Genomic DNA, 26,228 nt, shown 5'->3' on the forward strand with positions numbered 1-26,228 from the left:
ACGCCTGCGATGACCACGGGTATCGACACCCCCGACCGCCGGGGCCGTACCGGACTCGACCGCACGGGCCGGGACCTGACCGGCAACCCGCGCGTCAAGGTGCGGGACGTGACCCTGCTGTCCAGCCACTGGTACGTCGAGCGGACCACGACCTTCGACTTCCAGCACGCCGACGGCTCCTGGAGCACCCAGGAGCGCGAGACGCACGACCGCGGCAACGGCGCCACCATGCTGCTCTACGACGCCGAACGCGAAACCGTGCTGCTCACCCGCCAGTTCCGCTTCCCGGTGTACGTCAACGGACACCCCGACGGGATGCTCATCGAGACCCCGGGCGGGCTGCTCGACGACGAGGACGAGCATCCGGAGGTCGCCGTACGGCGCGAGGTGATCGAGGAGACCGGGCACACCATCGGCGACGTCCGGCACGTCTTCGACGTCTATATGAGCCCGGGCTCGGTCACCGAACGCGTCAGCTTCTACGCCGCCGCCTACGGCCCCTCGACCCACACCCACGAAGGGGGTGGCCTGGACGAGGAGGGCGAGAGCATCGAGATCCTCGAACTGCCCTTCCGGCGGGCCCTGGAGATGATCCGCACCGGAGAGATCGCCGACGCCAAGACGATCATGCTGCTGCAATGGGCCGCGCTGGAAGGTCCGTTCGCGCGATGACCTGAACGGCTGGCGTGAAATCGCCCCGCACGGCCTTGACTTGGCGTGCACTCCAAGATGAAGACTCCCGTTCGTGCCCCGACCACGGGGTGCGAACGGGAGGGACCATCATGAAGTACCGCACCATCGGCAGCGCCCCGGACAACCGCCGCGAGGTGAGCGTGCTCGCGCTCGGCGCGATGCTCTTCGGCTCCCGGACGGACGAGAAGACCTCCTTCGCCGTGCTCGACCGGTACGTCGAGGCCGGCGGCACCTTCATCGACACGTCCGACAACTACGCCTTCTGGGAGGACGGCGGCCAGGGCGGGCAGAGCGAGGAACTGCTCGGACGCTGGCGGCGCAGCCGCGGCATCGGCGACGAGATCGTCATCGCCACCAAGCTCGGCGCCCGCCCCCTGGCCCCGGGCACGAGCTACGTCGACAACCCCGAGGGGCTGTCGGCGAAGGTGATCCGCGAGTCGGCCGAACGCAGCCGGGAACGGCTCGGCGTGGACAGACTGGACCTGCTGTACGCGCACATCGACGACCCCACCGTCCCCCAGCGCGAGACCGTCGAGGGCTTCGCCGAACTCGTCGCCGAGGGCACGGTCGGTCTGCTCGGCGTGAGCAACCAGGCCGCCTGGCGGGTCGAGCGGGCCCGCGCCCTCGCGGCCGCCGCCGGCCTGCCCGGCTACGAGGTGCTCCAGTACGAGCACAGTTACCTGCGCCCGCGGACCGACATGCCCAGCGGCCTGTTCCCCGACGGCAGTCTCGGCGCCGTCGGCCCCGACCTGCTCAGTTACCTGCGGGCCGAGCCCGGCCTGACCCTGGTCGCCTACTCGCCCCTGCTGAAAGGCGCCTACGTACGCGAGGACAGGCCGCTGCCCCCGGACTACGACCACCCGGGCACTCCGTCCCGGCTGGCCGTGCTGCGCGAGGTGGCACGGGAGACCGGCGCGAGTGTCAACCAGGTCGTCCTCGCCCGGCAGATCGGCGGCGACCTGCCCGTCATCCCACTGGTCGGGGCCTCGTCGGTGGCCCAGCTGGACGAGAGCCTGGCCGCGGTCGACCTGGAGCTGACACCGGAGCAGCGGACCCGGCTGGACGAGGCCCACTGAACGTACTGGACTGAACGCACTGGACGCGCGGTTCCCACCGTCGCCGCAGTACCCTCCAGACGGAGCCGAAGGAGAGTGGATCATGCCCACTTTGCCCACATTGCCCACTGAGCGATCCGTCCGGACCACACCCGAAGGCCTCCTGTGGGAGCCCGGCGAACGCTGGGTGCGCGGGTACAAGGGCGACGTCGCCGTCGTCGACAGCCGGCATCCCGTCCTCGTCTGGGAGCCCGACCTGCCCGTCCCGCAGTACGCCTTCCCGCGCGAGGAGGTCCGCACCGACCTCCTCCGCCCGGCGAAGAACCCCGCGACGGGCACCCACACCGGATCACGGATCTTCTACGACCTCGAAGCCGACGGCGAGCTCCTGGAGAACGCCGCCTGGACGTTCCCCGCCGCCGACCTGGCCGGCCACATCGCCTTCGAGTGGTTCCGGCGCACCGGCAGGGGGCTCGACCACTGGTACGAGGAGGAGGAAGAGATCTTCATCCACCCGCGTGACCCGCACAAACGGGTGGACGCGCTGCCCAGCAGCCGCCATGTCCAGGTCGAGATCGCCGGCACCCTCGTCGCCGACACCCGCCGGCCGGTGCTGCTCTTCGAGACCAGTCTGCCGACGCGGTACTACATCCCCCGCGAGGACGTCCGCCTCGACCTGTTCGAGCCCACCGACCACAGCACGGGCTGCCCCTACAAGGGCACCGCCCGGTACTGGACCTGGCGCGGCGGTCAGGACGTCCCGCGGAACATCGTCTGGAGCTACCCGGACCCCCTGCCCGCGGTGGCCGCCGTCAAGGATCTGCTCGCCTTCTACAACGAGGCCGTAGACATCACCGTGGACGGGGAACGTGTGGCACGCCCTGTCACGCCCTTCAGCGAGATGCTGCGTCCGCGGGCTTGATCAACTAGCAGTTCCTGTCCACGAACCGCCTCACGGCCTGACGAGCAACTGGAAGTCGAACGCGTACCGCGACGCCCGGTAGATGTGCGTCCCGTACTCCACCGGCCGTCCCGTGTCGTCGTACGCCGTGCGCTGCATGGTCAGCAGTGCGGCGCTCTCCTTCTCGTCGAGGAGTGCCGTCTCCTCGGCGGTCGCGCAGCGGGCGCCGATGGTCTGGCGGGCGCTGCGCAGGGTGATGCCGGCGGTGCGCAGTATGCGGTACAGGCCGGTCGACTCCAGCCGGGCGGAGTCGAGGTCGAGCAACCCCGTGGGCAGGTAGTTGCAGAGGTAGGCCACGGGCTGGCCGTGGGTGGAGCGCAGCCGCTCCAGCAGGGTGACCTCGCTGCCCTCCGCGACCCCGAGGGCGGCCGCGACGTCGGCGGACGCCGGGACGCCCTCGTTGCGCACCACGCGCGTCGCCGGTCCCTGCCCGGCCGCCTCCAAGTCGTCGTAGAGACTGCTCAGTTCGAGCGGGCGCTTGACCTGGCTGTGCACCACCTGCGTGCCGACCCCGCGCCGCCGGACCAGCAGCCCCTTGTCGACCAGGGACTGGATGGCCTGGCGGACCGTCGGCCGCGAGAGCCCGAGGCGTACGGACAGGTCGATCTCGTTGCCCAGGAGGTTGCCCGGCGCGAGGACACCGTGCTCGATCGCCGCCTCCAGCTGCTGCGCGAGCTGGTAGTACAGCGGCACCGGACTGCCCCGGTCCAGGGCGAAGTCCAGGGAGCTGAGCGCGGGCTCGGTCGCGGCTCGTGGGTAGCCGCCGGCCTTCACCATGGACGTACCTCCCTCAGGGGGTCGGGAGCGGGGCATCACAGATGGTGGCGCCGGGTGGCGACCTCACGGTCGTACTCCTCGCGGGCCAGTACGGCGGCCTCGCGGGTCGCGGTCTCGGCCACCGGCACGTCCCACCAGGCCTCGGCCGGGGGAGCGGTGGGCGTCGGGTCGGTCTCGACGTACACACAGGTCGGCCGATCGGAGGCACGGGCCGAGCCCAGTGCCTCGCGCAGCTCCCGCACGGTCTTGGCGCGCAGTACGTCCATGCCGAGGCTGGCCGCGTTGGCGGCGAGGTCGACGGGCAGCGGGGCCCCGGTGAAGGTGCCGTCGGCGGCCCGGTAGCGGTAGGCGGTGCCGAAGCGCTCGCCGCCCACCGACTCGGACAGTCCGCCGATGGAGGCGTAGCCGTGGTTCTGGACCAGGACCAGGTTGATCGGCAGGCCCTCCTGGACGGCCGTCACGATCTCCGTCGGCATCATCAGATACGTGCCGTCGCCGACCAGCGCCCACACGGGCGTGTCCGGTGCGGCCTGCTGGACGCCGATCGCGGCCGGGATCTCGTAGCCCATGCAGGAGTAGCCGTACTCCAGGTGGTACTGGCGCGGCGAGCGGGCCCGCCACAGTTTGTGCAGGTCGCCGGGGAGCGAGCCGGCCGCGTTGATCACCACGTCGTCCTCGCCCACGACCTTGTCCAGCGCGCCGAGCAGCTGGGTCTGGGTCGGTACGGCGGTGTCGTCGTCGGCGCGGTAGACGCCGTCGACGACCCGCTCCCAGCGCTCCTTGCCGGTGCGGTACTCGGCTTCGTAGAGGGTGTCCACGCGATGGCCCTCCAGCGCCGCGGTGAGTCCTTCCAGCCCCGCCCGCGCATCGCACACGAGCGTCCGGGCCGCCAGCTTGTGGGCGTCGAACGCGGTGATGTTGAGGTTGACGAACCGGACGGACGGGTTCTGGAAGAGCGTGCCGGAGGCGGTGGTGAAGTCGGAGTACCGGGTGCCCACGCCGATGACCAGGTCCGCGGTGCGGGCCAGTTCGTCGCAGACGGCGGTGCCGGTGTGGCCGATGCCGCCGAGGTCGGCCGGGTGGTCGTACCGCAGGGACCCCTTGCCGGCCTGGGTCGAGGCGAGGGGGATGCCGGTGGCGTCCACGAGGGCCTTCAGCGCCTGCTCGGCCTCGCTGTGGTGCACCCCGCCGCCCGCGACGATCAGCGGACGCTCGGCGGCCCGGATCGCGCGCACGGCCTCGGCCAGTTCGAGCGGGTCGGGCGCGGGACGCCGTACGCGCCACACGCGCTCGGCGAAGAACTCGGCAGGCCAGTCGTACGCCTCCGCCTGCACGTCCTGCGGCAGCGCGAGGGTGACGGCGCCGGTCTCGGCGGGGTCGGCGAGCACGCGCATGGCGTGCAGAGCGGAGGGAATCAGCGCTTCCGGTCTGGTGACGCGGTCGAAGTACCTCGACACCGGGCGCAGGGTGTCGTTGACCGAGACGTCGGCCTCGGTCGGGTGCTCCAGCTGCTGGAGGAGCGGGTCGGCGGGGCGGGTGGCGAAGTAGTCGCCGGGCAGGAGGAGGACCGGGAGGCGGTTGATGGTGGCCAGGGCGGCACCGGTGACCAGGTTCGTGGCGCCGGGTCCGATGGACGTCGTCACCGCCTGCGCGGACAGGCGGTTGAGCTGGCGGGCGTACCCCACCGCCGCGTGCACCATGGCCTGCTCGTTGCGCCCCTGGTGGTACGGCATCGTCTCCTCGCCGACCTCCACCAGCGCCTGGCCGATGCCCGCCACGTTGCCGTGCCCGAAGATGCCCCAGGTACCGGCGATCAGCCGGTGCCGTACGCCGTCCCGCTCGGTGTACTGGACGGACAGGAACCGCACCAGGGCCTGGGCTGTGGTCAGTCGACGGGTGGTGGCGGTCATCAGGACCTCTCGGGCGCGGTGTACAGGGGCAGACGGGGGTCGACGGGCTGTTCGGGCCAGGTGTCGCGTACCCAGGCGTGGTCGGGATGATCGCAGATCAGCCAGGCCCGCTCGGGCTCCGGGCCCGCCATGACGTTGAGGTAGTACATGTGGTGGCCCGGCACCGCCATGGAGGGCCCGTGCCAGCCGTCCGGGATGAGGACCACGTCGCCGCCGCGCACCTCGGCCAGGACGTCCGTGTTCCGGCCCCGCCCGGACGGCGAGACGCGCTGGTAGCCGAGGCCGGGGGTGCCGTCGTGGTCGGCGAACTCGAAGTAGTAGATCTCCTCCAGCACCGATTCCTCGCCGGGGCGGTGCTCGTCGTGCTTGTGCGGCGGGAAGGAGGACCAGTTGCCGCCCGGGGTGATCACCTCGACGGCGATCAGCTTGTCGCACTCGAAGACGCTTGCCGCCCCGAAGTTGTTGACCTGGCGGGAGGAGTTCCCGGTCCCGCGCAGCTCCACCGGCACCGACGAGGCCGGTCCGTAGCGGGCCGGCAGGCGGCGGGTGCAGCGCGCGCCGGTGAGCGCGAACCGTCCGCCGCGGGCGGCCGAGACGGTCGTACGGGCGTCGCGCGGTGCGTACGCGAAGTCGCTGACGGCGCTGAACACGCTGTCGCGGCCGGTCAGTTCGAAGGTGGAGTGGCCGAAGTCGTCGGCGGTGGCGACCGTGCAGCCGCCGGCCAGCGGGAGGACGATCCACTCGCTGTCGCCGGTGTCGAAGGTGTGCGCGCCGCCCGGCGGCAGCTCCAGGACGCGCAGGCTCGAGTAACCCCAGCCGGCCGTCTGGGGCGTCACGTCCACGACGTACGGGCCGCCGAGAGCCTTGCCTGCGGGAAGGTGATACGTCATGGGGCGCCTCCGAGCCACAACAGTCCGAATCACAACGGTCTGGTCACGATAATCAGGGTCACGACAGCAGGGTCACGACAGTCCGACGGCCGTGGCGCCGGCCGCGTTGGCGTACCGCATGATCTGCTCCAACTCCCAGCCGGACAACAGCCCGTGGCACAGCGCGCCGCCGAACGCGTCGCCCGCGCCGAGGCCGTCGGCCACCTCCACCGCCGTCACGGGTGCCGGCGGGACCTCGGCGACGGTGCCGTCCCGGCGCACGGCGAGCACCGCCGTCGGCCCCCGCTTCACCACGGCCAGCTCCACGCCCGACGCCAGCAGCGCCTCGGCGCACGCGCGTGGTTCGCGCAGACCGGTGGCGATCTCGCAGGCGTCGAGGGTGCCGACCACCACGGTCGCGTGCCGCAGGGCCTCGGTGTAGTACGGGCGGGCTTCTTCCGCGCCGGCCCAGGCCGTGTCGTTCCCGGGCGTGGGCCGCCAGTCGAGGTCGAAGACCGTGATGCCTGCCTTGTCGCGGGCCTTGAGAGCGGCGAGCGTGGCCGACCGGCTCGGCTCCTCGCTCAGCCCGGTGCCGGTGATCCAGAAGATCCGCGCCGCACGGATGGCGAAGTAGTCCAGTTCGTCGCCGGTGCGGGTGATCACGGTGGTGGAGCGGCCGAGTCGGGCGGCGGCGACCGCCACCTGCGCGGCCGACCCCTGGAAGGACTGCCCCGGCGTCTGCGCGCGTGCCGGGGGTACGTCAGACTGCAGGGGGTAGAGATCGACTCCGATACGGCCCATAGTGATCAGGTCGAAGGGCTGGACTGATTCGGCCATGCGCGACGCTCCTCACACCGGCGGGGGTGCGGGTCCCAAGGGACCCGCCGCCTCACAGGTGTAGGGCGCGGAGTGCGACGCTGTCAATAGTTTGTACTTACATTCGGACCTGCTTGTGAAATGATGTCTTAACAAAGTATTGACAGCAGGCGCGCCAAAGGATTGGATCCCGTCCCAGCACAACAGCCGTGTTTTCCGCGGCGCACGACCCGGACCTCCCGAGATCCGGGCCCCCGGATCCTCGTGATCCGTCCCCTTTCCCGACGTTCCCCCCGTCGCACAGTGAGGTGCAGGAAAGATGGACCGCTCTTCTCGCTTCCGCTCCCGCAGAATGGCCCCCGTGGTGGCCGTGGCCGCAGCGGCAGCACTGACCCTCGCAGGCTGCTCCAGCAGTTCCGGCGGAAAGAAGGCCGAGGAAAGCGCGGAAGGCGCCTCCGCGGGCAAGGCCAGCACACCGCGCATGACCGTCGCCCTGGTCACGCACCAGTCACCCGGCGACACCTTCTGGGACATCGTCCGCAAGGGCGCCCAGGCGGCTGCCGCCAAGGACAACATCAAGCTGATCTACTCCGCCGACCCGAACGCGGGCAACCAGGCCAACCTGGTGCAGAACGCGATCGACCAGAAGGTCGACGGCATCGCGATCACCCTGGCCAAGCCGGACGCCCTCAAGGACGTCGTGGCCAAGGCGAAGTCCGCGAACATACCCGTGGTCGGCCTGAACTCCGGTGTGAGCGAGTGGCAGAAGCTCGGCCTGATGGAGTTCTTCGGGCAGGACGAGATGGTCGCGGGCGAGGCGCTCGGCAAGCGGCTGAACGAGGCCGGCGCCAAGAACGCCATCTGTGTCGTCCAGGAGCAGGGCAACATCGGCCTCACCCAGCGCTGCGACGGTGTGGCGAAGACCTTCAAGGGCAAGATCGCGCCGTTGAACGTCAACGGCACGGACATGCCGTCCGTGCAGTCGACGATCACCGCCAGGCTCAGCCAGGACAAGTCCATCGACTACGTCGTCACCCTCGGAGCCCCCTTCGCGATGACCGCGGTGCAGTCGGTGACCGACTCCGGCAGCAAGGCCAAGATCGCCACCTTCGACCTCAACAAAGAGCTGACCGGCGCCATCGACCAGGGCACGATCCAGTTCGCGGTGGACCAGCAGCCGTATCTCCAGGGCTACCTGGCGGTCGACTCGCTGTGGCTCTACAAGAACAACGGCAACTACAGCGGCGGCGGTGAACAGCCGGTGCTCACCGGGCCCGCCTTCGTCGACAAGTCGAACGTCGACGCGGTCGCCCAGTTCGCCGCGAAGGGCACCAGGTGATGAGCATGACCCAGCAGGCTGCGCCGGCGGTGCCCGCACCGCCGGCTCCCGGCCCGAAGGAGAGTGACGGCCGCACCGCGCAACGCTCCATGGCGTGGCGGGTGCTGGCCCGGCCCGAGGTGGGAGTCTTCCTCGGAGCGGTCGCGGTGTACGTGTTCTTCCTGGTCGCGGCGCCGCCGGTGCGCGAGGGCCCCGCGATGGCGAACATCCTGTATCAGTCGTCGACGATCGGGATCATGGCCCTGCCGGTCGCTCTGCTGATGATCGGCGGCGAGTTCGACCTGTCGTCCGGCGTGGCGGTGGTCGCCTCGGCGCTGACCGCGAGCATGCTCGCCTACCAGCTCACCCTGAACGTGTGGATGGGCGTGTTCGCCGCGCTGATCGTGTCGCTGGCGGTCGGCTTCTTCAACGGCTGGATGGTCGTCAGGACCGGGTTGCCCAGCTTCCTGGTCACCCTGGGCACCTTCCTGATCCTCCAGGGCGCCAACCTCGCGGTGACCAAGCTGGTCACCGATAACGTGGCCACCGACAACATCAGCAACATGGCCGGCTTCGACGGGGCGAAGAAGGTCTTCGCTTCGTCCTTCGAGGTCGGCGGCGTCGCGGTGAAGATCACCATCGTGTACTGGCTGGTCTTCGCCGCGATCGCCACCTGGGTGCTGCTGCGTACCAAGTACGGCAACTGGATCTTCGCCGTCGGCGGCAACAAGGAATCCGCCCGCGCGGTCGGTGTCCCGGTGACCTTCACCAAGATCTCCCTGTTCATGCTGGTCGGTCTCGCCGCCTGGTTCGTCGGCATGCACCAGCTGTTCGCCTTCAACACCGTGCAGTCCGGCGAGGGCGTGGGCCAGGAGCTGATCTACATCTCCGCGGCGGTGATCGGCGGCTGTCTGCTCACCGGCGGCTACGGCTCCGCGATCGGCCCGGTCTTCGGCGCCTTCATGTTCGGCATGGTCCAGCAGGGCATCGTCTACGCCAACTGGAACCCCGACTGGTTCAAGGCCTTCCTCGGCGTGATGCTGCTCGGCGCCGTCCTGATCAATCTGTGGGTCCAGCGCACTGCGACCCGGAGGTAACACCCCATGACCACCGACAAGACCAGCACCGGCACGCACGGTGCCGTCCTCGCCGACCCGCCGCCCGCCCCGGACGGGGACGCGCCGATCGTCGAACTGCGCGGAGCGGGCAAGGCGTACGGCAACATCCGCGCGCTGCACGGCGTCGACCTCCAGGTGCACCCCGGCAAGGTCAGCTGCGTCCTCGGCGACAACGGCGCCGGCAAGTCCACCCTCATCAAGATCATCTCGGGGCTGCACCAGCACACCGAGGGCGACTTCCTCGTCGACGGCGCCCCGGTGCGCTTCTCCACCCCGCGCGAGGCCCTCGACAAGGGCATCGCCACCGTCTACCAGGATCTCGCCGTCGTCCCGCTCATGCCGGTGTGGCGCAACTTCTTCCTCGGTTCCGAGATGACCAAGGGCCCCTGGCCCGTGCGCCGTCTCGACATCGAGCAGATGAAGAAGACCGCGGACGAAGAGCTGCGCAACATGGGCATCGTCCTGGACAACATGGAGCAGCCCATCGGCACGCTCTCCGGCGGCCAGCGCCAGTGTGTGGCCATCGCCCGCGCCGTCTACTTCGGCGCCCGCGTCCTGATCCTGGACGAGCCGACCGCCGCCCTCGGCGTCAAGCAGTCCGGGGTGGTGCTGAAGTACGTCGCCGCCGCCCGCGACCGCGGCCTCGGCGTCATCTTCATCACCCACAACCCGCACCACGCCTACATGGTCGGCGACCACTTCAGCGTGCTGCGCCTGGGCACCATGGAACTGTCCGCCTCCCGCGACCAGGTCAGCCTCGAAGAACTCACCAACCACATGGCGGGCGGCACCGAACTCGCCGCGCTCAAGCACGAGTTGGCGCAGGTCCGCGGCGTGGACGTGGAGGAGCTCCCCGAGGCGAAGGACCTCACCGCGTCCGCGCGGTCCGCCGGGGAGGGGAAGTCCTGACATGGTGAACTCCCTGGACCGCATCCGGGTCGGCTCGGCCCCCGACTCCTGGGGCGTCTGGTTTCCCGACGATCCCCGACAGGTGCCCTGGGAACGCTTCCTGGACGAGGTCGCCGAGGCCGGCTACTCCTGGATCGAGCTGGGCCCCTACGGCTATCTGCCGACCGACCCGGCCCGGCTCACCGACGAGGTGGACCGGCGCGGCCTGAAGGTCTCGGCGGGCACGGTCTTCACCGGCCTGCACCGCGGCCCCGCGGTCTGGGAGTCCACCTGGGAGCACGTCAGCCAGGTCGCCGCGCTCACCCAGGCCATGGGCGCGCGGCACCTGGTGGTGATCCCCTCCTTCTGGCGCGACGACAAGACCGCCGAGATCCTGGAGCCGCCGGAGCTGACCGGCGAGCAGTGGGCCCACCTCACCAAGGGCATGGAACGGCTCGGCCACGAGGTCAAGGAGACCTACGGCCTCGACATCGTCGTCCACCCGCATGCCGACACGCACATCGACACCGAGGACCACGTCGAGCGCTTCCTCGACTCGACCGACTCCGAGCTGGTCAGCCTGTGCCTGGACACCGGGCACTACGCCTACTGCGGCGGCGACAGCGTCAAGCTCATCGAGACGTACGGCGAACGCGTCGGCTATCTGCACCTCAAGCAGGTCGATCCGGAGATCCTCGCCGATGTCGTCAGATACGGGGTCCCGTTCGGTCCCGCCGTACAGCGCGGGGTGATGTGCGAACCGCCGTCCGGTGTACCGGAGTTGGGGCCGGTGCTGACGGCGGCGCAGCAGCTCGGGGTGGAGCTGTTCGCGATCGTCGAGCAGGACATGTACCCGTGCGAACCGGACAAGCCGCTGCCGATCGCGGTGCGTACACGCAAGTTCCTGAGGTCCTGCGGCGCCTGAAGGGATGACCATGGCTCAGCGAGGAACGCTAGGAGTCGCCGTCATCGGCACGGGGCGGATGGGCGCCGACCACGTGCGCCGTATCCACCAGGTCATCAGCGGAGCCCGGGTGAGTGCCGTCGTGGACGTCGACGCGGAGCGCGCCAAGCGAGTCGCGGCGCCCGTCCACGGCTGCACCGCCTACACCGACCCGGCCGCCGCGATGGCGGCGGCCGACGTCGACGCCGTCCTGATCGCCTCCCCGGGCCCCGCCCACGAGGCGACCCTGCTGACGGCCTTCGAGCACGGCCTGCCGGTGCTGTGCGAGAAGCCGCTCACCCCTGACGCGGCGTCCGCCCTACGGGTACTTCGAGCCGAGCAGGGGCTCGGCCGGCGCCGCGTCCAGGTCGGTTTCATGCGCCGCTACGATGCCGAGTACGTCAAGCTCAAGTCCCTCCTGGACACCGGCCAGTTGGGCCGCCCGCTGATGCTGCACAACCGGCACCGCAATGTCGCCAGCCCGCCCGGCTTCACCAGTTCCATGCTCATCAGCGACTCCGTGGCGCATGAGACCGACGTGACCCGCTGGCTGCTCGGCCACGAGATCACGGCCGTCACCGTGCTGCGCCCGACACCCTCCGCGAACGCGCCGGACGGCATCCAGGACCCGCAGTTCGTCGTCTTCGAGACGGACGGCGGCGCGGTCGTCGACGTCGAGATCTTCGTCAACTGCGGCTTCGGCTACCAGGTCCAGGCGGAGATGGTCTGCGAACGCGGCACCGCCCGCCTCGGCGACGGCCACGCCCTGGTCACCAACATGGCCGGCCGCTGGGGCGGCACCATCGCCCAGGACTACACCGAACGCTTCGCCGACGCCTACGACCGCGAGGTCCAGGCCTGGGTCGACGCCACCCGCCGCGACGAGGTCACCGGCCCCAGCGTGTGGGACGGCTACGCCGCGGCGGCGGTGTGCGAGGCGGGCGTGCGGGCGCTGGAGGAGGGCGGCCGGGTCGAGGTGGAACTCGTCGACCGGCCGCCGTTGTACGGCACTTCAGCGTGAGGTGCGTGGCCGCGGCTCGAACCCGGCCGCGCGGTAGGAGGCGTCGATCAGCGCCATCGTGGCCACCGCGTCGTCCGCGTCCAGCGGCAGCGGGGCGCCCTCGCGGACCCGTGCGGCGAACGCGTCCAGCTGGTAGGTGTACGACGACCGGGTACCGAGCCGCTCCGTCCGCTCGCCCTGCGCCGTACGCACCACGACCCGGTCGTCCCGCTGCGGCAGCACGAAGTTCGGCGCGCTCGCCTCACCGCGCGTGCCGACGATCCGGCAGCTCATCTCCAGCTCGTCGTACGCCATGTGACAGCGGGCCGACGCGGTGGCCCCGCCCGGGAACTCCAGCTCGGCGTCCAGCCACTCGTCGACGCCCGGCGCACCCGCCCGCTCCCCGCCCCGGGCGGAGACGAGCGACGGCGCGCCGCCCGCCCAGGGCGCGAGCATCCGCACCGCGTGCACGCTGTAACAGCCCAGGTCCATCAGGGCGCCGCCGGCCAGCGGCAGCGACCAGCGCGGGTCCAACTCGTGCGGCGCGGGGATCGCGACGAGCGTTTCCACCCGCCGCAGCTCCCCGAGTTCACCGCTGCGAAGGATCTCGTGCAGGCGCCGGGTGACCGGATGGAACAGGTAGTGGAAGGCCTCCATGAACACGGCCCCGGCCCGCGCGGCCGCCTCCCGCACCTCGGCCGCCTCCTCGGCGTTGCTCGCCGACGGCTTCTCGCTCAGCACATGCCTGCCCGCCGCGAGGGCGGCGAGGTTCCACGGTCCGTGCAGGCCGTTGGCGAGCGGGTTGTAGACGACCTCGACCTCGGGATCGGCGAGCAGGTCGGCGTACGAGTCCACGACCCGCTCCACACCGTGCTCGGCGGCGAAGGCCTCGGCCCGGGACCGGTCGCGGGCGGCCACCGCGACGAGGCGGTGGCCGGTGGCCCGGGCCGGTTCGACGAGGGCGCGTTCGGTGATCCGCGCGGCTCCCAGCACTCCTATGCGCAAGGGTTCCCGGTCCGGTTCACTCATGCCTGACGTACCTCCTGGATCGTCACGGGGTGGTGCTGCCGAGGGGACAGTGTGCCCGCCTCGGCGATCCGGCCCGACGCCAGGGCGCCCGCGCGCCGCACGGACCCCGCTCGTCCTGCGGGCCACAGCGGCGTAGCGTCGTTCCTGCCGTCGAGGGGAGCACTGATGAGCACAGCACGCGACCTGGTGATCGTCGCGTTGGACGTGGCGCCGAACCGGCCCGTGACGCAGGGCGACCTGTCGCTCACGCTGGCGGGCGCCGAGATGATCGATCTTCTCCGGGTCGAGGCGGTGACGATCGAGGGCGACCGCATCGTGCCGCGCCTGGCGCCGTCCCTCGACGACCCCCTGCTGGAGCATGCCGCGGCGCAGCTCGTGCGGGACAAGCCGTACGAGTCGATCGAGGACTGGCTGTGGCGCAGGGGCCGCGGACTGGCCGACGCGTACGTGACCTTCCTCGAGGAGGAGGGGCTCGTCGCGCGGCCCCGCGGCTCCTGGATCCCCTTCCGCAGCGCCCGGCCGCTGCCGGTCGAGTCCCCGGCCCGGCGGCGGGCCGAACACCGTTGGGCGGCCGACGAGACGGTGCTCGCCACCCTCGCGGCGGCCGTCGGGATGCGCGACGGCGTGCCCGAGGACGCCCCGGTGCCCGACGACGCCGTCCAGGCCGTCTTGACCGCCGTGGTCGGCGCCGTGACGGAACTGGACGCCGTACGCCGGCGGCGGGCCATCGAGGACGCGGCGTTCACCAACGTCTGGCGGGGCGCGTAGCGGCGCGCCCCGGCCAGAAGAGGTACGTCAGGACGTCCGCACCTCGTCGATGCCCACCGGACGGTGCTCGCCCAGCGACCGTGTGCACGCGTCCGCGATCCAGCCCGCCTCCAGCGCGTCCTCGATCGTGCACGGGGAGGGGCGGGCGCCCGCCACGACCTCGGTGAACGCGGTGAGTTCGGCGCGGTAGGCGGCGGTGAAGCGATCCATGAAGAAGTCGTGCGGGGTGCCGGACGGGAAGGTCACGCCGGGCTCGACGGAGCGCAGCGGCAGCTTGTCCTCCAGGCCCACGGCGATGGAGTCGGTGAAGCCGTGGATCTCCATGCGGACGTCGTAACCCCGGGCGTTGTGGCGGGAGTTGGAGACCACCGCGATCGTGCCGTCGTCCAGGGTGAGGATCGCGCCGGTGGTGTCGGCGTCGCCCGCCTCCTTGATGTACTCGGCGCCCCGGTTGCCGCCCACGGCGTACACCTCGGTCACCTCCCGGCCGGTCACCCAGCGGATGATGTCGAAGTCGTGCACCGAGCAGTCGCGGAAGATGCCTCCGGAGGCGGCGATGTACGCGGCCGGCGGCGGCGCCGGGTCCAGCGTGGTCGACCGTACGGTGTGCAGCTTGCCCAGCTCACCGCTGTGCACGGCGGCCCGCGCGGCGACGAACCCGGCGTCGAAGCGGCGGTTGTAGCCGATCTGGATCGGCACGCCCTTGCCCTCGACGGCCTTGAGCACCTCGACGCCCTCGCGCATGGTGCGGGCGACGGGCTTCTCGCAGAAGACGGGGACGCCCGCCTCGACGGCGGCGAGGATCAGCGCGGGATGCGCGTCGGTCGCCGCCGCCACGACGATGCCGTCCACCCCGGATGCCAGCACGGCCTCGGGGGAGTCCGCGACCTCGCCGCCGAACCGGTCGGCGGCGGACTTGGCGGCGTCCGCGAACGGATCGGCGAGGACGAGCGACTCGACCGCGTCGAGTCCGGAGAGGGTCTCGGCGTGGAAGGCGCCGATGCGGCCGAGGCCGAGGATTCCGATACGCATGTGCTCCGCTGCTTTCCCTGTGTGTGGTTGCTGTCCGTTGCCGGGGCTTGGCCCCAGACCCCGATCGCCCTTCGGGCTCGTCCTCCATCGCCGGACGGGCTCCATCTGCTCAGTCGAGGCCGCCGAGCACGTTCTGATCCCAGTCGATCACCGATCCGGTGACCACACCGGACCGGTCCGACAGCAGCAGGACCACGAAGTCGGCGATTTCGTCCGGCTGGCCCAGCCTGCCCATCGGCAGCCGCTCGGCGGCCTGCTCGCGCCAGTCGTCCCCGGCGCCGTGGAAGGCCCGCTGCGTGGCGTCCTCGCCCTCGGTCGCGGTCCAGCCGATGTTCAGCCCGTTGATCCGGACCCGGTCGAAACGGTGCGCGTGCGCGGCATTGCGGGTCAGCCCGACCAGCCCGGCCTTCGCGGCGACGTACGGGGCGAGGAAGGGCTGTCCGCCGTGCGCCGAGGACGTGATGATGTTGACGACCGTGCCGGGCGCCTTCCGCGCCACCATGTCCGCGACCGCGGCCTGCATCGCGAAGAACGGTGCCTTGAGGTTGATCGCGATGTGCTGGTCGAACAGCTCGGGCGTGGTGTCGAGGAGCGTGCCCCGGGACGTCAGCCCGGCGGAGTTCACCAGACAGTCGACCCGGCCGTACGCCTCGATCACCCGGTCCACGGAGGCCTTCGCCTGCTCGGCGTCCGCCAGGTCGGCGCGGACGTACATGGCCTTGCCCCCGGCCGCCGCCAGCTCCGCCACCAGGGCCTCACCGGGTTCCGGGCGCCGGCCGGTGACGGCCACGACCGCGCCCGCGCGGACGGCGGCCCGCGCGACGGCGGCGCCCACTCCCTGGCTGCCGCCGTTGACGAGGACGATCTTGTCGTCGAGAAGTCCCATGAGTTCGAAGTCCTTTCAGCTCGCGCGCCGCGAGGCGCCGGCCCGTAGTTCGTCCCGCAGTGTCCGCGGGGCCCACTCCTCGCGCAGCGCCCGCCGTACGACGTCCGCCTGCGTGGGCGGGGCCAGACCGTCCACGGGCGGGTCGCTGTCGAGGTTGGTGGGGAACGGATAGCCCTCGGCGCTCGCCGCGATCACGCGCTCCAGCCAGGCCTCGTCCGCGCCCTCGGCCCGGCGCCGGCGCAGCACGGGGAAGACCGCGTTCGCCACCGCCTCCCGGTCCACCGTCTCCATGGCACGCCCGAAGGCCGAGGACACCTGGAGCAGGTTGGCGACGCGCCGCACGTCCAGGGTGAGGTTGGTGCCGGCCGCGTGGAACACCGCCGGGTTGAAGAACACGGCGTCGCCCTTGGCCAGCGGGAGCTGGACGTGGTGCGCCTTGAAGTAGGCCTGGAACTCCGGCAGGCGCCAGGCGAGGTAGCCGGGCTCGAACGTCTGCGAGTACGGCAGGTACATCGTCGGGCCGGACTCGACGGGCATGTCGCAGTGCGCCACCGCGCCCTGCAGGGTGAGCACGGGGGAGAGGCGGTGCACCTGCGCGGGGTAGGCGGACGCGGCCTCGTCGGACAGGAACCCCAGGTGGTAGTCGCGGTGCGCGCGCTGCGCCGCGCCGCCCGGGTTGACCACGTTGACCTGTGAGGTGACCTGGTAGCCGGGGCCGAGCCAGGCGGCCGAGACCAGCGCCAGCACGTCGTTGGCGTAGTAGTCGGCGAACGCCCCCGGGTCGTACAGGGCCGCCTTCTCCAGCGCGTTCCACACTCGGTCGTTGGCGCCCGGCTTGGCGAAGTGGTCACCGGCGTTCACGCCCGAGGCGTGCTGCTCGGCGATCAGGGCGTCGAAGACGGCGGTGAGCCGGTCGACGACGGCCGGATCCGGGAAGGCGCCCCGGAAGACGACGATGCCGGGGCCGTCGGCCAGGGCGCCGACCAGTTCGGCCCGTACCTCACGGTCCGATCCGGCCGCGCGGAGCCGCTCGCTGTCGTAGCAGAGGACGTTCCCCTCGACTGACGAGGCGTGCGGGTAGTCGGCGAGGTCGGTCGTGCGCTCGACGAGTGAGCGGAAGACGCCGAGGTCGCAGTCCTGCTCGGTCAGCCAGGCACGATGCTGTGCGGCAGTGAGGGACATCGGCGTCCTTCTTTCGGTCACGAGAGGCGGCCAGGCACGGGCCACGGAGCGACACGGCTCTGTCATTCTTGTCATTACAAACCCCTCGAACAACCGGCAGCGAGCCATCAAAAACCCCTCAAGGAGTCCGGCGTGGGCCACCCCTTCCCCATCCGGGAGATCGCACGTCAGGCGGGCCTGAGCGAGGCCACCGTCGACCGGGTGCTCAACGGCCGGGGCGGGGTGCGCGAGAGCACCGCCCGCGAGGTCCGCCAGGCGATGGCCGACCTGGACCGGCAGCGCACCCAGGTCCGGCTCGTCGGCCGCACCTTCATGATCGACATCGTGATGCAGGCACCGGAGCGGTTCTCCACCGCCGTACGGGCCGCCCTGGAGACCGAGCTGCCGTCCCTGCACCCGGCGGTCGTGCGCTCGCGCTTCCACTTCCGCGAGACCGGTCCGGTGGAGGAACTGACCAGGACGCTGGACCGGATCGCCCGGCGCGGCTCGCAGGGCGTGGTCCTCAAGGCCCCGGACGTCCCCGGGATCACGGCGGCCGTCGCCCGCCTCGCGGAGGCGGGCATCCCGGTGGTGACCCTGGTGACCGACCTGCCCTCCACCGCCCGGCTCGCCTACGTCGGCATCGACAACCGGGCGGCCGGAGCGACGGCCGCCTACCTGATGGGCCAGTGGCTCGGCGAGCGCCCCGGCAATGTGCTCACCAGCCTCAGCAGCGGCTTCTTCCGCAACGAGGAGGAACGGGAGATGGGCTTCCGCGGCGCGATGCGCACCCGGCACCCGGACCGCACGCTGGTCGAGATCGCCGAGGGCCAGGGCCTGGACGCCACCCAGTACGACCTCGTCCGCGCCGCGCTGGAACGCGACCCGGACATCCGGGCCGTCTACTCGATCGGCGGCGGCAACATCGCCACCCTGCGGGCCTTCGAGGACCTCGGCCGCGAGTGCGCGGTGTTCGTCGCGCACGACCTCGACCACGACAACACCCGCCTGCTGCGCGAGCACCGCCTCTCCGCCGTGCTCCACCACGACCTGCGCCAGGACATGCGGGAGGCCTGCCACATCGTCATGCGCGCCCACGGTGCCCTGCCGCCCGCGGGCCCCACCCTGCCGTCGGCGATCCAGGTGGTCACGCCCTACAACATGCCTACGCCACTTCCGGCCTGACCCACGCGCCGCTCTCGGCCGACCGCGCCATCGCGTCCAGTACGGCGGCACTGCGCACGGCGTCCGCGAGCGTGGCCCCGTGCGGTGTGCCCTCGGCGATCGAGCGGAGGAAGCGGTACGCCTCGACGACCTTGAGGTCGTCGTAGCCCATGGCGTTGGCGGCGCCCGGCTGGAAGGCGCCGAACTCGCCGTCGCCCGGTCCGACGTAGACCGTGCTGACGGGCTGGTCCTGGTAGGTCGTGCCGCGGCTGACACCGAGCTCGTTCATCCGGCGGAAGTCCCAGAACACCGCGCCCTTGGTGCCGTGCACCTCGAAGCCGTAGTTGTTCTGCTCGCCCACCGAAACCCGGCAGGCCTCCAGGACACCGCGGGCGCCGGAGGCGAAGCGCAGCAGGCAGCTGACATAGTCCTCGTTCTCGACCGGGCCCAGTTCGCCGCCGGCGGACCGGGAGTGTCCCGCCGTGGCGCCCGTGGGACGCGCCCGCTCCGGCACGAAGACCGCCGTGTCGGCGGTGAGCGAGACGATGTCGCCGAGCAGGTACCGGGCCAGGTCCGCGCCGTGCGAGGCCAGGTCGCCCAGCACTCCGCTGCCGCCGCGCTCACGCTCGTACCGCCAGGTCAACGCCCCCTCGGGATGCGCCGCGTAGTCGCTGAACAGGCGCACGCGGACATGCGTGACCGAGCCGATCTCCCCGGCGGCGATCAGTGCGCGGGCCGCCTCGACGGCGGGCGCGTTGCGGTAGTTGAAGCCGACCGCGCCCTGCACACCCGCCGCGGCGACCGCGTCGGCCACCGCCCGGGCGTCCGCCACCGTCAGACCGACCGGCTTCTCGATCCAGATGTGCTTGCCCGCCTCGGCCATGGCGACGCCGATCTCGCGGTGCAGGAAGTTCGGCGCGGTGATGCTGACCGCCCGGATCCGCGGATCGGCGGCCACCTCACGCCAGTCACGGGCCGTCGAGGCGAACCCGAACTGTGCGGCGGCCTCCTCGGCCCGGCCGGGCACCTCCTCGGCGACGGTCACGAGCTCCGGACGCAGCGGAAGCTGCGGATAGTGGTGCGGGACACGGGCGTACGCCTGGGTGTGCACCCGCCCCATCCAGCCGAAACCGACGACGGCGACACCGAGCGCATCCACCATGAGCCCCTCTTTGGACCGGTCCATCTACTGACCAGCCCACCCTGAGCGGCATCATGGCCAGGTGTCAACCTCTTTCAAGCCCCTTTGACAAGGTCCATGACCCGTGGAACGGTCCATGCCATGAGACAGCCGACCATCCGGGACGTGGCCGAGCGGGCCGGCGTCTCCAAGTCGCTGGTCTCGCTGGTGCTGCGCGGCTCCGACCAGGTCCGTCCGGAGAAGCGTGAGGCCGTGCTGAAGGCCGTACGCGAACTCGGCTACCGGCCGAACGCCGCCGCCCGCAGCCTGAGCGAGCAACGCACCCGCACGGTAGGCGTCCTCCTGAACGACCTCCGCAACCCCTGGTTCGTGGACCTGCTCGACGGCCTCAACTCACTCCTGCACGACCACGGCCTGCACATGCTGCTGGGCGACGCCCGCCTCAACCGCCGCACCGGCCAGGACCTCGCCCGCCCCTTCCTGGACCTCCAGGCCGACGGCCTGGTCGTGGTCGGCACCCTGCCCGACCCGGCCGCACTCGGTGCGGTCGCCGCACGCATACCCGTCGTGGTCGCGGGCGCCCGCGAGCCGGTCCCGTCCGGCGTGGACGTCGTCGCGGGCGACGACGAGAAGGGGGCCGGGCTGGTCACCGAGCACCTCATCGGCCTCGGCCACCGCCGCATCGCCCATCTCGCGGGTTACGGCGCCGTCGGCGAGCTGCGCAGGCGCAGCTTCGAGGCGGTGACGCGCGCCCACGGTCTCGCGGACCACGCGCTCGTCGAGGTCGGCGACATGACGGAGGAGGGTGGCTTCCGGGCCGCCGTCCGGCTGCTGAGCCGACCGGAGCGGCCCACCGCCGTGGCCGCCGTCAACGACATCGCCGCCGTCGGCGTCCTGTCGGCAGCCGAGGAACTGGGCCTGCGCGTCCCGCACGACCTGTCCGTGACCGGCTACGACAACACGAGCATCTCCCGGCTGCGCCATCTGTGGCTCACCACCGTCGACAACGCCGGCCACGAGGTCGGCCGCCGCGCGGCCCGCTGCCTCCTGGACCGGCTGGAGGGCGGCGGGGGAGAGGGGCGGGTGCGTCTCGCCTCGCCGACACTGGAGGTACGGGGCACGACGGCACCACCGCTCGCGGACTGATCGTGTCCGCGGTGATCCGCGTACCGGGGAAGGGGCCGCCATGAGCAGCGTTGCGACCGATAGTCAACTTCGTAGGGGAGCGGTCATGACCGACGCGAAGAACTTCCTCGATTTCTCGTACGAGGCCCGGCCGACGCGCGTCGTCCTCCGGCCCGGCGCCTCGGTCACCGCGATCGCCGGTGAGGCCGAACGGCTCCGTCTGCGGCGGCTGTTGGTGGTCTGCGGCAGCCGGGGCGCGGACATCGCACGGGCGGTCGCGGACGCGCTGGGACCGGCGTGCGCGGGTCTGCACGCCGGAGCCCGGATGCATGTCCCCGTGGAGGCCGCCGACCGGGCCGTCGCGGTGGCCCGCGCGGCCGGCGCCGACGGATCCGTCGCGGTGGGCGGCGGCTCGGCCATCGGCCTCGGCAAGGCGATCGCCCTGCGCACCGGCCTGCCGTTGATCGCCGTGCCCACCACCTACTCCGGTTCGGAGGTGACCCCCGTCTGGGGCCTGACCGAGCACGGCGTCAAACGCACCGGCCGCGACGCCGCCGTCCTGCCACGCAGTGTCGTCTACGACCCCGAACTCACCCTCTCCCTCCCGGTCCCCCTCTCCGTTACCAGCGGCATCAACGCGCTCGCGCACGCCGTCGAGGCGCTGTACGCCCCCGACACCTCGCCGCTGATCGCACTGATGGCCGAGGAGGGCGTCCGGGCGATGGCGCGGGCGCTGCCCGAGGTGGCCGACGAACCCGACTCGCTGGAGGCGCGCGGACGCGCCCTGTACGGAGCCTGGCTGTGCGGCTCCTGCCTGGGCGCCACCACCATGGGCCTGCACCACGAGCTGTGCCACGTCCTCGGCGGAGGCTTCGGCCTGCCGCACGCCGAGACACACACCGTGGTACTGCCGCACGCCCTGGCCTACAACGCGCCCGCCGCCCCGGAAGCGACCGCCGCCGTGGCTCGCGCCCTGGACACGGACGACTCCCCACGGGCCCTGTGGGAGCTGGCCGGCCGGCTCGGCGCACCTCGCTCACTCGCCGAACTCGGCCTGTCCGAGCCGGACTTGGCACAGGCCGCGGCCCGGACCGCGGGCGAGGCGTTCGCCAACCCCCGCCCGGTCACGGTGGACGGCGTGCTCACCTTGCTGCGGGCGGCCTACGAGGGCGGACCGCCGGAACGGGCCGTGCCGTGAAGCACGGGCCGTTTCTTTGTCGTTGTGGTGGGTGGGTCATGCCGGTTCTTCCAGGCGATACGGCTGCAAGGGCAACTCGGCGACGACCTCGAAGCCGCCCTGCGGGCGGTGGCCCATGCGGATGCGGCCGTCCGCCGAGTGGGCCCGTTCCCGCATCCCGATGAGACCATAACCACCGCTCGGGACGGGGGAGTCGGCCGATCGCGTGGCGCTGCTGTTGGTGATCGTGACGGCCAGCCGGTCATGGGTGTAGGCGAGCAGCACCTCGGCCGAGGCGGTGACGGCGTGCTTGGTGACGTTGGTCAGCGCCTCCTGCACGATCCGGTACGCGGTGAGGGCGGTGCCGGCGGAGATGGGGCGTGGTTCGCCCTCGGTGGTGAGGGTGACCGTGAGCCCGGCGTGCTGGAAGGAGGCGGCGAGGTCGGGGAGCTGGGCGAGGCCGGGCGTGGGCTCCAGGGGCTTGTCGGTCCCGTCAGTTGTAACGGCTGAGCCGGTCGCGCCGGTCGTGCCGTTCGTGTTGTCCGTGTGGTGTCGCAACAGCCCGACCGTTGCTTTGAGTTCGCGCAGTGCGGAGGAGGTGGTCCCGGACAGGTCGGCGGCGATCTTCTCGGCTTCGTCGGGCCGGGCGGTCAGGCGGCGGGCGAGGGTGCCGGCCTGGAGGTGGGCCAGGACGAGGTGGTGGGCGACGACGTCGTGCAGGTCGCGGGCGATGCGGATGCGTTCCTCGGCGACGCGGCGCCGTGCCTCTTCCTCGCGGGTGCGTTCGGCGTGCTCGGCGCGGGCCTGTACGGCCTCCAGGTAGGCGCCGCGCAGTCGGGCCACGGTGCCGAGGGAGGTGGGCAGCAGCAGCCAGGCGGCCGGCCCGATCAGCTTGAGGACCAGCGGTTCCTCGCCGGGTCCGGCGAGCAGGGAGGCGCCGACCAGGAGGACGATCCCGCCACAGGTGAGGGTGTTCGCGGTCCTCCGGTTGGTGCGCAGGGCCAGCGAGTGGAGGGCGACCATGAGCGGCCCCAGCAGCAGGACCGTGAGGATGTAGCCGAGCGCCGACACGGCCGTCGCGCAGAGGGTGGTCGCCACCACGGTGGCGCGAGGGTGGCCGCGGCGCCACAGCAGGGCGGCGCACGCGATACCGGTGAGCAGGACGCCGGGCCACCACGGAATGCCCTGGTCCCGCCCCGGGAGGGTGACCATGCTGCCGGGCAACGAGCAGGCGAAGAGCGCGGCGGCGAGTCCTGCGTCGACGGCACGGGGGCGGAGGTCCGCGGGGTGTTGCGGGGTGTCGGTCATGGCGTGGAGGGTTCCGTCCGGCCGGGGTGCTGCGTCACTCGTCGAAGGTGACGACGACCTTCTCGGCGGCTGAGGGGGTCAGCGCGAGCTCGACGGCCTTGTCGACCTCGGCGAAGGGGACCCGGTGGCTGATCAGCTTGGCGAAGCGGTCCTTGTGTTCGGCGAGTTCGGGGGTGACCTCGAAGATCTCGGTGGGGTAGCCCTGGGAGGCGATGAGGGTGAGCTCGCTGCGGAGCATGCCGCCGAGATCGATGTCCGACCCCTTCTTCTGTACGGCGACCATGATGAGCTTGGCCTTCCACTTCGCGGAGTCGACGGCGGCCTGGAAGACGGCGGGGGCCCCGGCGGCGTCGATGTAGATGTCGGTGCCGGCGCGGGGCCGGCCGAGCGCGTTGGAGCCCTGGCCGTGCAGCTCGGTGAGGCGGGCGGTGACGTCCTCGGTGGCGGAGTCGATCACGGCGTCGGCGCCCACGGCCAGCGCAATCTCCAGACGCGAGGGGATGACGTCGGCGACGACCACGTGCTCGACTCCGCGCAGCTTCAGCCAGATGGTGGCGCCCAGGCCGATGGGCCCGGCGCCGAACACGACCACCTTGTCGGCGGGCTTCGCCTCGGAGCGGTTGACGCAGTGCCGGGCGACCGCCATCGGCTCGTTCAGCGCGGCGACGGCGAAGGGGACGTCGTCGGGGAAGACCGCGACGCTCTTGCCCACCTCGACGACCTCGCCGGCGGGTTCGTGGCCCAGTGGGATGGCGCGCATCGAGCCGTTGGCATCGGTCGGCATGCCGCCCATATGCAGGAAGAAGGTGTCCGTGCCGCGGGACTTCATCGTGGGCATGAGGTCTCTCTTTCGGGAGGTGCGTGTCTGTTGCCGCCGGGTCGTCTTGCTTGACTTAGGCAAGCATGGGTATGTTACTTAAGTCAAGCAACCAACTCCATATTGCTTAAGTTAGGCAACTACTTTAAGGTGATCACATGCCCGCACAGTCGCCCGCAGCAGCGCCCGTCTCCGCGAACGTGGTCGAGATCGAGCGCGTCCTCACCCGTATCGCCTACCTGGCCGGCCGGGCCCGGCAGCACGAGCGCCTCATGGCGACGGCCGGACTGACGCTGGACCGGGCCGCCGTGACCATCCTGCGGCACATCGCCGAGAGCGAGCCGATGCGCCCGGGGGTGCTGGCGGTCCGGATGTCCGTGGAGGCCTCCCATGTCACCCGGCAGCTGCGGCAGCTGGAGCAGGGAGGGTATGTGGTCCGGATCGCCGACCCGGACGACCGGCGGGCCCAGCGCATCCAGCTCACGGACCTCGGCGTGGCGGCCGTCGAGCGCATACGGGAGGTGAGCCACCGGGGCATGGAGATGGCGCTGGCCGACTGGTCCGACGAGGACATCCAGCAACTGGCCGCGCTCTTCCGCCAGTTGCTCGCCGACTTCATCGCCCACGCCGAGGACAGCCTCGACGTCCCGCCTGCCTCCTGAGCCGCCTCCTGAGCCGCCTCCCGGCCGCGCCGGAACCAGGCGCCCGCCCGTGAAGCGTCCCCCCACACGAACGGTCTTGCCATGTACGGCCATCCCGGTGCGAAGTCTCCCCGCGGGAACGGGCAGCACCTCCTGGTCGTCGTCGACGACCCCCGTGACACCGAACTGCTCGCCACCACCCTGGAGTTGGCCGGCTACCGGATCGGCACGGCCGGTACCCGTGCCGAGGGGACGGCACGCCTCGCGCGGGACCGGTTCGATCTGGTGGTCTGGGACGTCGGGCTGCCGGACCTGGGTCACCTCGCCCGAGGCCGGCGTATGGCACCCGAGGACCGCCCGCCGGTGCTCTTCCTGGCCGGCTGCGACTCCCTGCCCCGCCTCGTGCCCGAACTCGGCCCGGGGCGGGACGACTATGTCACCAAGCCCGTCCGGATCGCCGAGGTCCTGGCCCGGATCCAGGTCCTCCTGCGGGACCGGAATCCGGGGCCGGCCTCGCGGATGCCCCGCTACGGCGACCTGGTCCTGGACGACACCACCTGCCGGGCCCGGCGCGGGCCGCGCCCGCTCGACCTGACCCCCGCCGAGTACCGGCTCCTGCGGCACCTGCTGGCCAACTCCGAGCGTGTGCTGTCGAAGGAGCAGATCCGCCGGGACGTCTGGGGCGAGTACCGGGCCGACCAGGCCATCGAGAAACTCGTCTCCCGGCTGCGGCGCAAGGTGGACCAGGAGGAGCCCGCGCTGATCCATACGCGCAGGGGTTTCGGCTACTGGCTCGGCCGTACCGCTCGCTGATCACCGTTAGTCACAGCGGACAAAATTGTTGACAATCTTGTTTGGCTAGATTTACGTTCGACAGGCACTCACTCAGGGAGGGCACATGCCGAAAGAAGCCCGTCCGAGCACCGGGGAGCAGGCCAAGCAGCATGCGCTCGCGCAGCTGCGGCAGGCGATCCTGCACGGCGACATGGCACCGGCGCAGCGGCTGGTGGAGAACGAACTCGCCGAGCAGTTCGGTGTGACGCGGGCGAGCATCCGCGCGGCACTGATCGATCTGGAGTCCCAGGGACTCGTCGAGCGGATCCGCAACCGCGGCTCGCGGGTGCGCGTGGTGACCGTGGAGGAAGCGGTCGCCATCACGGAGTGCCGCATGGTCCTCGAAGGGCTGTGCGCGGCGAAGGCGGCCGTGGCGGCCAGCGACGAGCAGCTCGCCGAACTGACGGACCTGGGCACGGCGATGACCAAGGCCGTCGCCGACGGCGAGCCGATGACCTACTCCGACCTCAACCACGAACTGCACACCAGGATCCGGGTGTTCTCCGGCCAGCGGACGGCCCTGGAGCTCCTCGAGCGGCTCAACGCCCAACTGGTGCGCCACCGCTTCCAGTTGGCCTTGAGGCCGGGGCGTCCGCAGCAGTCCCTGAATGAGCATCTGGCGATGATCGAGGCGATCAGGGCCAGGGACCCGCAGGCGGCCGAGGCGGCCGTCCGCGCCCACCTCGCCGGCGTGATCGAGGCACTGCGCGGCTGAGCCGCGCGAGGCGGGCGCACACCTGTCCACTCCAAGGAGATCTGAGCAATGAGCCATCCAGGCGTGCCCGCCTCCCACCCGC

26 protein-coding genes are annotated in these 26,228 nt (G+C 71.3%); 15 read left to right on the forward strand and 11 right to left on the reverse strand.

Annotation, left to right across the window (positions count from 1 at the left end; genetic code table 11):
- Window positions 1-9 precede the first annotated feature (9 nt).
- From AB0I77_RS14825 to AB0I77_RS14835, 3 genes are all read left to right on the forward strand, one after another.
- Window positions 10-672: an NUDIX domain-containing protein gene (locus AB0I77_RS14825; protein ID WP_363282924.1), complete on the forward strand. Its 663-nt coding sequence runs from the start codon at window positions 10-12 to the stop codon at window positions 670-672.
- Window positions 673-782: 110 nt separating this feature from the next.
- A complete protein-coding gene (locus AB0I77_RS14830; RefSeq protein ID WP_363282925.1) occupies window positions 783-1,769 on the forward strand; it encodes an aldo/keto reductase in 987 nt (328 codons plus the stop codon).
- A gap of 91 nt (window positions 1,770-1,860) precedes the next feature.
- Complete coding sequence (locus AB0I77_RS14835; RefSeq protein WP_363282992.1) at window positions 1,861-2,670, forward strand: DUF427 domain-containing protein; 810 nt, start codon at window positions 1,861-1,863, stop codon at window positions 2,668-2,670.
- Between the two features lie 30 nt (window positions 2,671-2,700).
- Here the strand turns inward: AB0I77_RS14835 and AB0I77_RS14840 are convergent, their stop codons facing one another.
- From AB0I77_RS14840 to AB0I77_RS14855, 4 genes are all read right to left on the reverse strand, one after another.
- Window positions 2,701-3,486, reverse strand: coding sequence for a GntR family transcriptional regulator (locus tag AB0I77_RS14840; protein WP_363282926.1), 786 nt, complete (start codon window positions 3,484-3,486; stop codon window positions 2,701-2,703).
- Between the two features lie 35 nt (window positions 3,487-3,521).
- Window positions 3,522-5,396 carry a 3D-(3,5/4)-trihydroxycyclohexane-1,2-dione acylhydrolase (decyclizing) gene (gene iolD / locus AB0I77_RS14845; RefSeq protein ID WP_363282927.1) on the reverse strand — a complete coding sequence of 625 codons (1,875 nt, stop codon included), beginning with the start codon at window positions 5,394-5,396 and terminating at the stop codon, window positions 3,522-3,524.
- On the reverse strand, window positions 5,396-6,286 hold the full coding sequence (iolB, locus tag AB0I77_RS14850; RefSeq protein WP_363282928.1) for a 5-deoxy-glucuronate isomerase: 891 nt from the start codon (window positions 6,284-6,286) through the stop codon (window positions 5,396-5,398). The genes iolD and iolB overlap by 1 nt, the downstream gene beginning before the upstream one ends.
- A 72-nt stretch (window positions 6,287-6,358) precedes the next feature.
- Window positions 6,359-7,102, reverse strand: a complete 744-nt coding sequence (locus AB0I77_RS14855; RefSeq protein WP_363282929.1) for a PfkB family carbohydrate kinase — start codon at window positions 7,100-7,102, stop codon at window positions 6,359-6,361.
- A 298-nt stretch (window positions 7,103-7,400) separates the two neighbouring features.
- On the opposite strand from AB0I77_RS14855, the gene AB0I77_RS14860 reads away from it, so the two are divergent.
- From AB0I77_RS14860 to AB0I77_RS14880, 5 genes are read left to right on the forward strand one after another with little or no spacing between them, the layout of a single operon-like run.
- The gene (locus tag AB0I77_RS14860) at window positions 7,401-8,420 is read left to right on the forward strand and encodes a sugar ABC transporter substrate-binding protein (protein WP_363282930.1); all 1,020 of its coding nucleotides are present in this window, start codon (window positions 7,401-7,403) and stop codon (window positions 8,418-8,420) included.
- On the forward strand, window positions 8,420-9,496 hold the full coding sequence (locus AB0I77_RS14865) for an ABC transporter permease (RefSeq protein WP_363282931.1): 1,077 nt from the start codon (window positions 8,420-8,422) through the stop codon (window positions 9,494-9,496). The genes AB0I77_RS14860 and AB0I77_RS14865 overlap by 1 nt, the downstream gene beginning before the upstream one ends.
- A gap of 6 nt (window positions 9,497-9,502) precedes the next feature.
- The gene (locus tag AB0I77_RS14870) at window positions 9,503-10,426 is read left to right on the forward strand and encodes an ATP-binding cassette domain-containing protein (RefSeq protein ID WP_363282932.1); all 924 of its coding nucleotides are present in this window, start codon (window positions 9,503-9,505) and stop codon (window positions 10,424-10,426) included.
- A gap of 1 nt (window position 10,427) precedes the next feature.
- Entirely contained in the window at window positions 10,428-11,330 is a 903-nt protein-coding gene (locus AB0I77_RS14875; RefSeq protein WP_363282933.1) for a sugar phosphate isomerase/epimerase, read from the forward strand.
- Window positions 11,331-11,340: 10 nt separating this feature from the next.
- Window positions 11,341-12,369: a Gfo/Idh/MocA family oxidoreductase gene (locus AB0I77_RS14880; protein ID WP_363282934.1), complete on the forward strand. Its 1,029-nt coding sequence runs from the start codon at window positions 11,341-11,343 to the stop codon at window positions 12,367-12,369.
- Here the strand turns inward: AB0I77_RS14880 and AB0I77_RS14885 are convergent.
- On the reverse strand, window positions 12,361-13,377 hold the full coding sequence (locus AB0I77_RS14885) for a Gfo/Idh/MocA family oxidoreductase (RefSeq protein WP_363282935.1): 1,017 nt from the start codon (window positions 13,375-13,377) through the stop codon (window positions 12,361-12,363). The genes AB0I77_RS14880 and AB0I77_RS14885 overlap by 9 nt on opposite strands.
- A 165-nt stretch (window positions 13,378-13,542) precedes the next feature.
- On the opposite strand from AB0I77_RS14885, the gene AB0I77_RS14890 reads away from it, so the two are divergent.
- The gene (locus AB0I77_RS14890; RefSeq protein WP_363282936.1) at window positions 13,543-14,145 is read left to right on the forward strand and encodes a GPP34 family phosphoprotein; all 603 of its coding nucleotides are present in this window, start codon (window positions 13,543-13,545) and stop codon (window positions 14,143-14,145) included.
- 27 nt (window positions 14,146-14,172) lie between these two features.
- On the opposite strand, the gene AB0I77_RS14895 is transcribed toward AB0I77_RS14890, so the two are convergent.
- The 3 genes from AB0I77_RS14895 to AB0I77_RS14905 all read right to left on the reverse strand — a co-directional run bounded on the left by AB0I77_RS14895 (window position 14,173) and on the right by AB0I77_RS14905 (window position 17,245).
- The gene (locus tag AB0I77_RS14895; RefSeq protein WP_363282937.1) at window positions 14,173-15,177 is read right to left on the reverse strand and encodes a Gfo/Idh/MocA family oxidoreductase; all 1,005 of its coding nucleotides are present in this window, start codon (window positions 15,175-15,177) and stop codon (window positions 14,173-14,175) included.
- Between the two features lie 109 nt (window positions 15,178-15,286).
- Window positions 15,287-16,063 carry an SDR family oxidoreductase gene (locus tag AB0I77_RS14900; protein WP_363282939.1) on the reverse strand — a complete coding sequence of 259 codons (777 nt, stop codon included), beginning with the start codon at window positions 16,061-16,063 and terminating at the stop codon, window positions 15,287-15,289.
- 15 nt (window positions 16,064-16,078) lie between these two features.
- Entirely contained in the window at window positions 16,079-17,245 is a 1,167-nt protein-coding gene (locus AB0I77_RS14905; RefSeq protein ID WP_363282940.1) for a phytanoyl-CoA dioxygenase family protein, read from the reverse strand.
- A 132-nt stretch (window positions 17,246-17,377) separates the two neighbouring features.
- On the opposite strand from AB0I77_RS14905, the gene AB0I77_RS14910 reads away from it, so the two are divergent.
- Window positions 17,378-18,409: a LacI family DNA-binding transcriptional regulator gene (locus tag AB0I77_RS14910; protein WP_363282941.1), complete on the forward strand. Its 1,032-nt coding sequence runs from the start codon at window positions 17,378-17,380 to the stop codon at window positions 18,407-18,409.
- On the opposite strand, the gene AB0I77_RS14915 is transcribed toward AB0I77_RS14910, so the two are convergent.
- A complete protein-coding gene (locus tag AB0I77_RS14915) occupies window positions 18,390-19,550 on the reverse strand; it encodes a Gfo/Idh/MocA family oxidoreductase (protein ID WP_363282942.1) in 1,161 nt (386 codons plus the stop codon). The genes AB0I77_RS14910 and AB0I77_RS14915 overlap by 20 nt on opposite strands.
- A 120-nt stretch (window positions 19,551-19,670) precedes the next feature.
- On the opposite strand from AB0I77_RS14915, the gene AB0I77_RS14920 reads away from it, so the two are divergent.
- The gene (locus AB0I77_RS14920) at window positions 19,671-20,675 is read left to right on the forward strand and encodes a LacI family DNA-binding transcriptional regulator (RefSeq protein WP_363282943.1); all 1,005 of its coding nucleotides are present in this window, start codon (window positions 19,671-19,673) and stop codon (window positions 20,673-20,675) included.
- A gap of 85 nt (window positions 20,676-20,760) precedes the next feature.
- Window positions 20,761-21,852 (forward strand): maleylacetate reductase, encoded by a 1,092-nt coding sequence (locus AB0I77_RS14925; RefSeq protein ID WP_363282944.1) that lies wholly within the window; start codon window positions 20,761-20,763, stop codon window positions 21,850-21,852.
- Window positions 21,853-21,888: 36 nt separating this feature from the next.
- On the opposite strand, the gene AB0I77_RS14930 is transcribed toward AB0I77_RS14925, so the two are convergent.
- Window positions 21,889-23,139 (reverse strand): histidine kinase, encoded by a 1,251-nt coding sequence (locus AB0I77_RS14930; protein ID WP_363282945.1) that lies wholly within the window; start codon window positions 23,137-23,139, stop codon window positions 21,889-21,891.
- Between the two features lie 34 nt (window positions 23,140-23,173).
- Window positions 23,174-23,977 carry a zinc-binding dehydrogenase gene (locus tag AB0I77_RS14935; RefSeq protein WP_363282946.1) on the reverse strand — a complete coding sequence of 268 codons (804 nt, stop codon included), beginning with the start codon at window positions 23,975-23,977 and terminating at the stop codon, window positions 23,174-23,176.
- A gap of 137 nt (window positions 23,978-24,114) precedes the next feature.
- Here AB0I77_RS14935 and AB0I77_RS14940 point away from each other — a divergent pair, with 137 nt between their 5' ends.
- The 3 genes from AB0I77_RS14940 to AB0I77_RS14950 all read left to right on the forward strand — a co-directional run bounded on the left by AB0I77_RS14940 (window position 24,115) and on the right by AB0I77_RS14950 (window position 26,146).
- Window positions 24,115-24,618 (forward strand): MarR family transcriptional regulator, encoded by a 504-nt coding sequence (locus tag AB0I77_RS14940; RefSeq protein WP_363282947.1) that lies wholly within the window; start codon window positions 24,115-24,117, stop codon window positions 24,616-24,618.
- Window positions 24,619-24,699: 81 nt separating this feature from the next.
- Window positions 24,700-25,410, forward strand: coding sequence for a response regulator transcription factor (locus AB0I77_RS14945; protein WP_363282948.1), 711 nt, complete (start codon window positions 24,700-24,702; stop codon window positions 25,408-25,410).
- 85 nt (window positions 25,411-25,495) lie between these two features.
- Complete coding sequence (locus AB0I77_RS14950) at window positions 25,496-26,146, forward strand: GntR family transcriptional regulator (RefSeq protein ID WP_363282949.1); 651 nt, start codon at window positions 25,496-25,498, stop codon at window positions 26,144-26,146.
- The last annotated feature ends 82 nt before the right edge of the window (window positions 26,147-26,228 follow it).

The organism is Streptomyces sp. NPDC050619 (assembly GCF_040654815.1).
Classification (GTDB): domain Bacteria; phylum Actinomycetota; class Actinomycetes; order Streptomycetales; family Streptomycetaceae; genus Streptomyces.

Excerpts from the sequence above, each read along its gene's own strand:
- AB0I77_RS14825 (WP_363282924.1), top strand. The coding sequence starts at position 10 with ATGACCACGGGTATCGACACCCCCGACCGCCGGGGCCGTACCGGACTC.
- AB0I77_RS14830 (WP_363282925.1), top strand. The coding sequence starts at position 783 with ATGAAGTACCGCACCATCGGCAGCGCCCCGGACAACCGCCGCGAGGTG.
- AB0I77_RS14840 (WP_363282926.1), bottom strand. The coding sequence starts at position 3,486 with ATGGTGAAGGCCGGCGGCTACCCACGAGCCGCGACCGAGCCCGCGCTC.
- iolD (WP_363282927.1), bottom strand. The coding sequence starts at position 5,396 with ATGACCGCCACCACCCGTCGACTGACCACAGCCCAGGCCCTGGTGCGG.
- iolB (WP_363282928.1), bottom strand. The coding sequence starts at position 6,286 with ATGACGTATCACCTTCCCGCAGGCAAGGCTCTCGGCGGCCCGTACGTC.
- AB0I77_RS14855 (WP_363282929.1), bottom strand. The coding sequence starts at position 7,102 with ATGGCCGAATCAGTCCAGCCCTTCGACCTGATCACTATGGGCCGTATC.
- AB0I77_RS14860 (WP_363282930.1), top strand. The coding sequence starts at position 7,401 with ATGGACCGCTCTTCTCGCTTCCGCTCCCGCAGAATGGCCCCCGTGGTG.
- AB0I77_RS14865 (WP_363282931.1), top strand. The coding sequence starts at position 8,420 with ATGAGCATGACCCAGCAGGCTGCGCCGGCGGTGCCCGCACCGCCGGCT.
- AB0I77_RS14870 (WP_363282932.1), top strand. The coding sequence starts at position 9,503 with ATGACCACCGACAAGACCAGCACCGGCACGCACGGTGCCGTCCTCGCC.
- AB0I77_RS14875 (WP_363282933.1), top strand. The coding sequence starts at position 10,428 with ATGGTGAACTCCCTGGACCGCATCCGGGTCGGCTCGGCCCCCGACTCC.
- AB0I77_RS14880 (WP_363282934.1), top strand. The coding sequence starts at position 11,341 with ATGGCTCAGCGAGGAACGCTAGGAGTCGCCGTCATCGGCACGGGGCGG.
- AB0I77_RS14885 (WP_363282935.1), bottom strand. The coding sequence starts at position 13,377 with ATGAGTGAACCGGACCGGGAACCCTTGCGCATAGGAGTGCTGGGAGCC.
- AB0I77_RS14890 (WP_363282936.1), top strand. The coding sequence starts at position 13,543 with ATGAGCACAGCACGCGACCTGGTGATCGTCGCGTTGGACGTGGCGCCG.
- AB0I77_RS14895 (WP_363282937.1), bottom strand. The coding sequence starts at position 15,177 with ATGCGTATCGGAATCCTCGGCCTCGGCCGCATCGGCGCCTTCCACGCC.
- AB0I77_RS14900 (WP_363282939.1), bottom strand. The coding sequence starts at position 16,063 with ATGGGACTTCTCGACGACAAGATCGTCCTCGTCAACGGCGGCAGCCAG.
- AB0I77_RS14905 (WP_363282940.1), bottom strand. The coding sequence starts at position 17,245 with ATGTCCCTCACTGCCGCACAGCATCGTGCCTGGCTGACCGAGCAGGAC.
- AB0I77_RS14915 (WP_363282942.1), bottom strand. The coding sequence starts at position 19,550 with ATGGTGGATGCGCTCGGTGTCGCCGTCGTCGGTTTCGGCTGGATGGGG.
- AB0I77_RS14920 (WP_363282943.1), top strand. The coding sequence starts at position 19,671 with ATGAGACAGCCGACCATCCGGGACGTGGCCGAGCGGGCCGGCGTCTCC.
- AB0I77_RS14925 (WP_363282944.1), top strand. The coding sequence starts at position 20,761 with ATGACCGACGCGAAGAACTTCCTCGATTTCTCGTACGAGGCCCGGCCG.
- AB0I77_RS14930 (WP_363282945.1), bottom strand. The coding sequence starts at position 23,139 with ATGACCGACACCCCGCAACACCCCGCGGACCTCCGCCCCCGTGCCGTC.
- AB0I77_RS14935 (WP_363282946.1), bottom strand. The coding sequence starts at position 23,977 with ATGCCCACGATGAAGTCCCGCGGCACGGACACCTTCTTCCTGCATATG.
- AB0I77_RS14940 (WP_363282947.1), top strand. The coding sequence starts at position 24,115 with ATGCCCGCACAGTCGCCCGCAGCAGCGCCCGTCTCCGCGAACGTGGTC.
- AB0I77_RS14945 (WP_363282948.1), top strand. The coding sequence starts at position 24,700 with ATGTACGGCCATCCCGGTGCGAAGTCTCCCCGCGGGAACGGGCAGCAC.
- AB0I77_RS14950 (WP_363282949.1), top strand. The coding sequence starts at position 25,496 with ATGCCGAAAGAAGCCCGTCCGAGCACCGGGGAGCAGGCCAAGCAGCAT.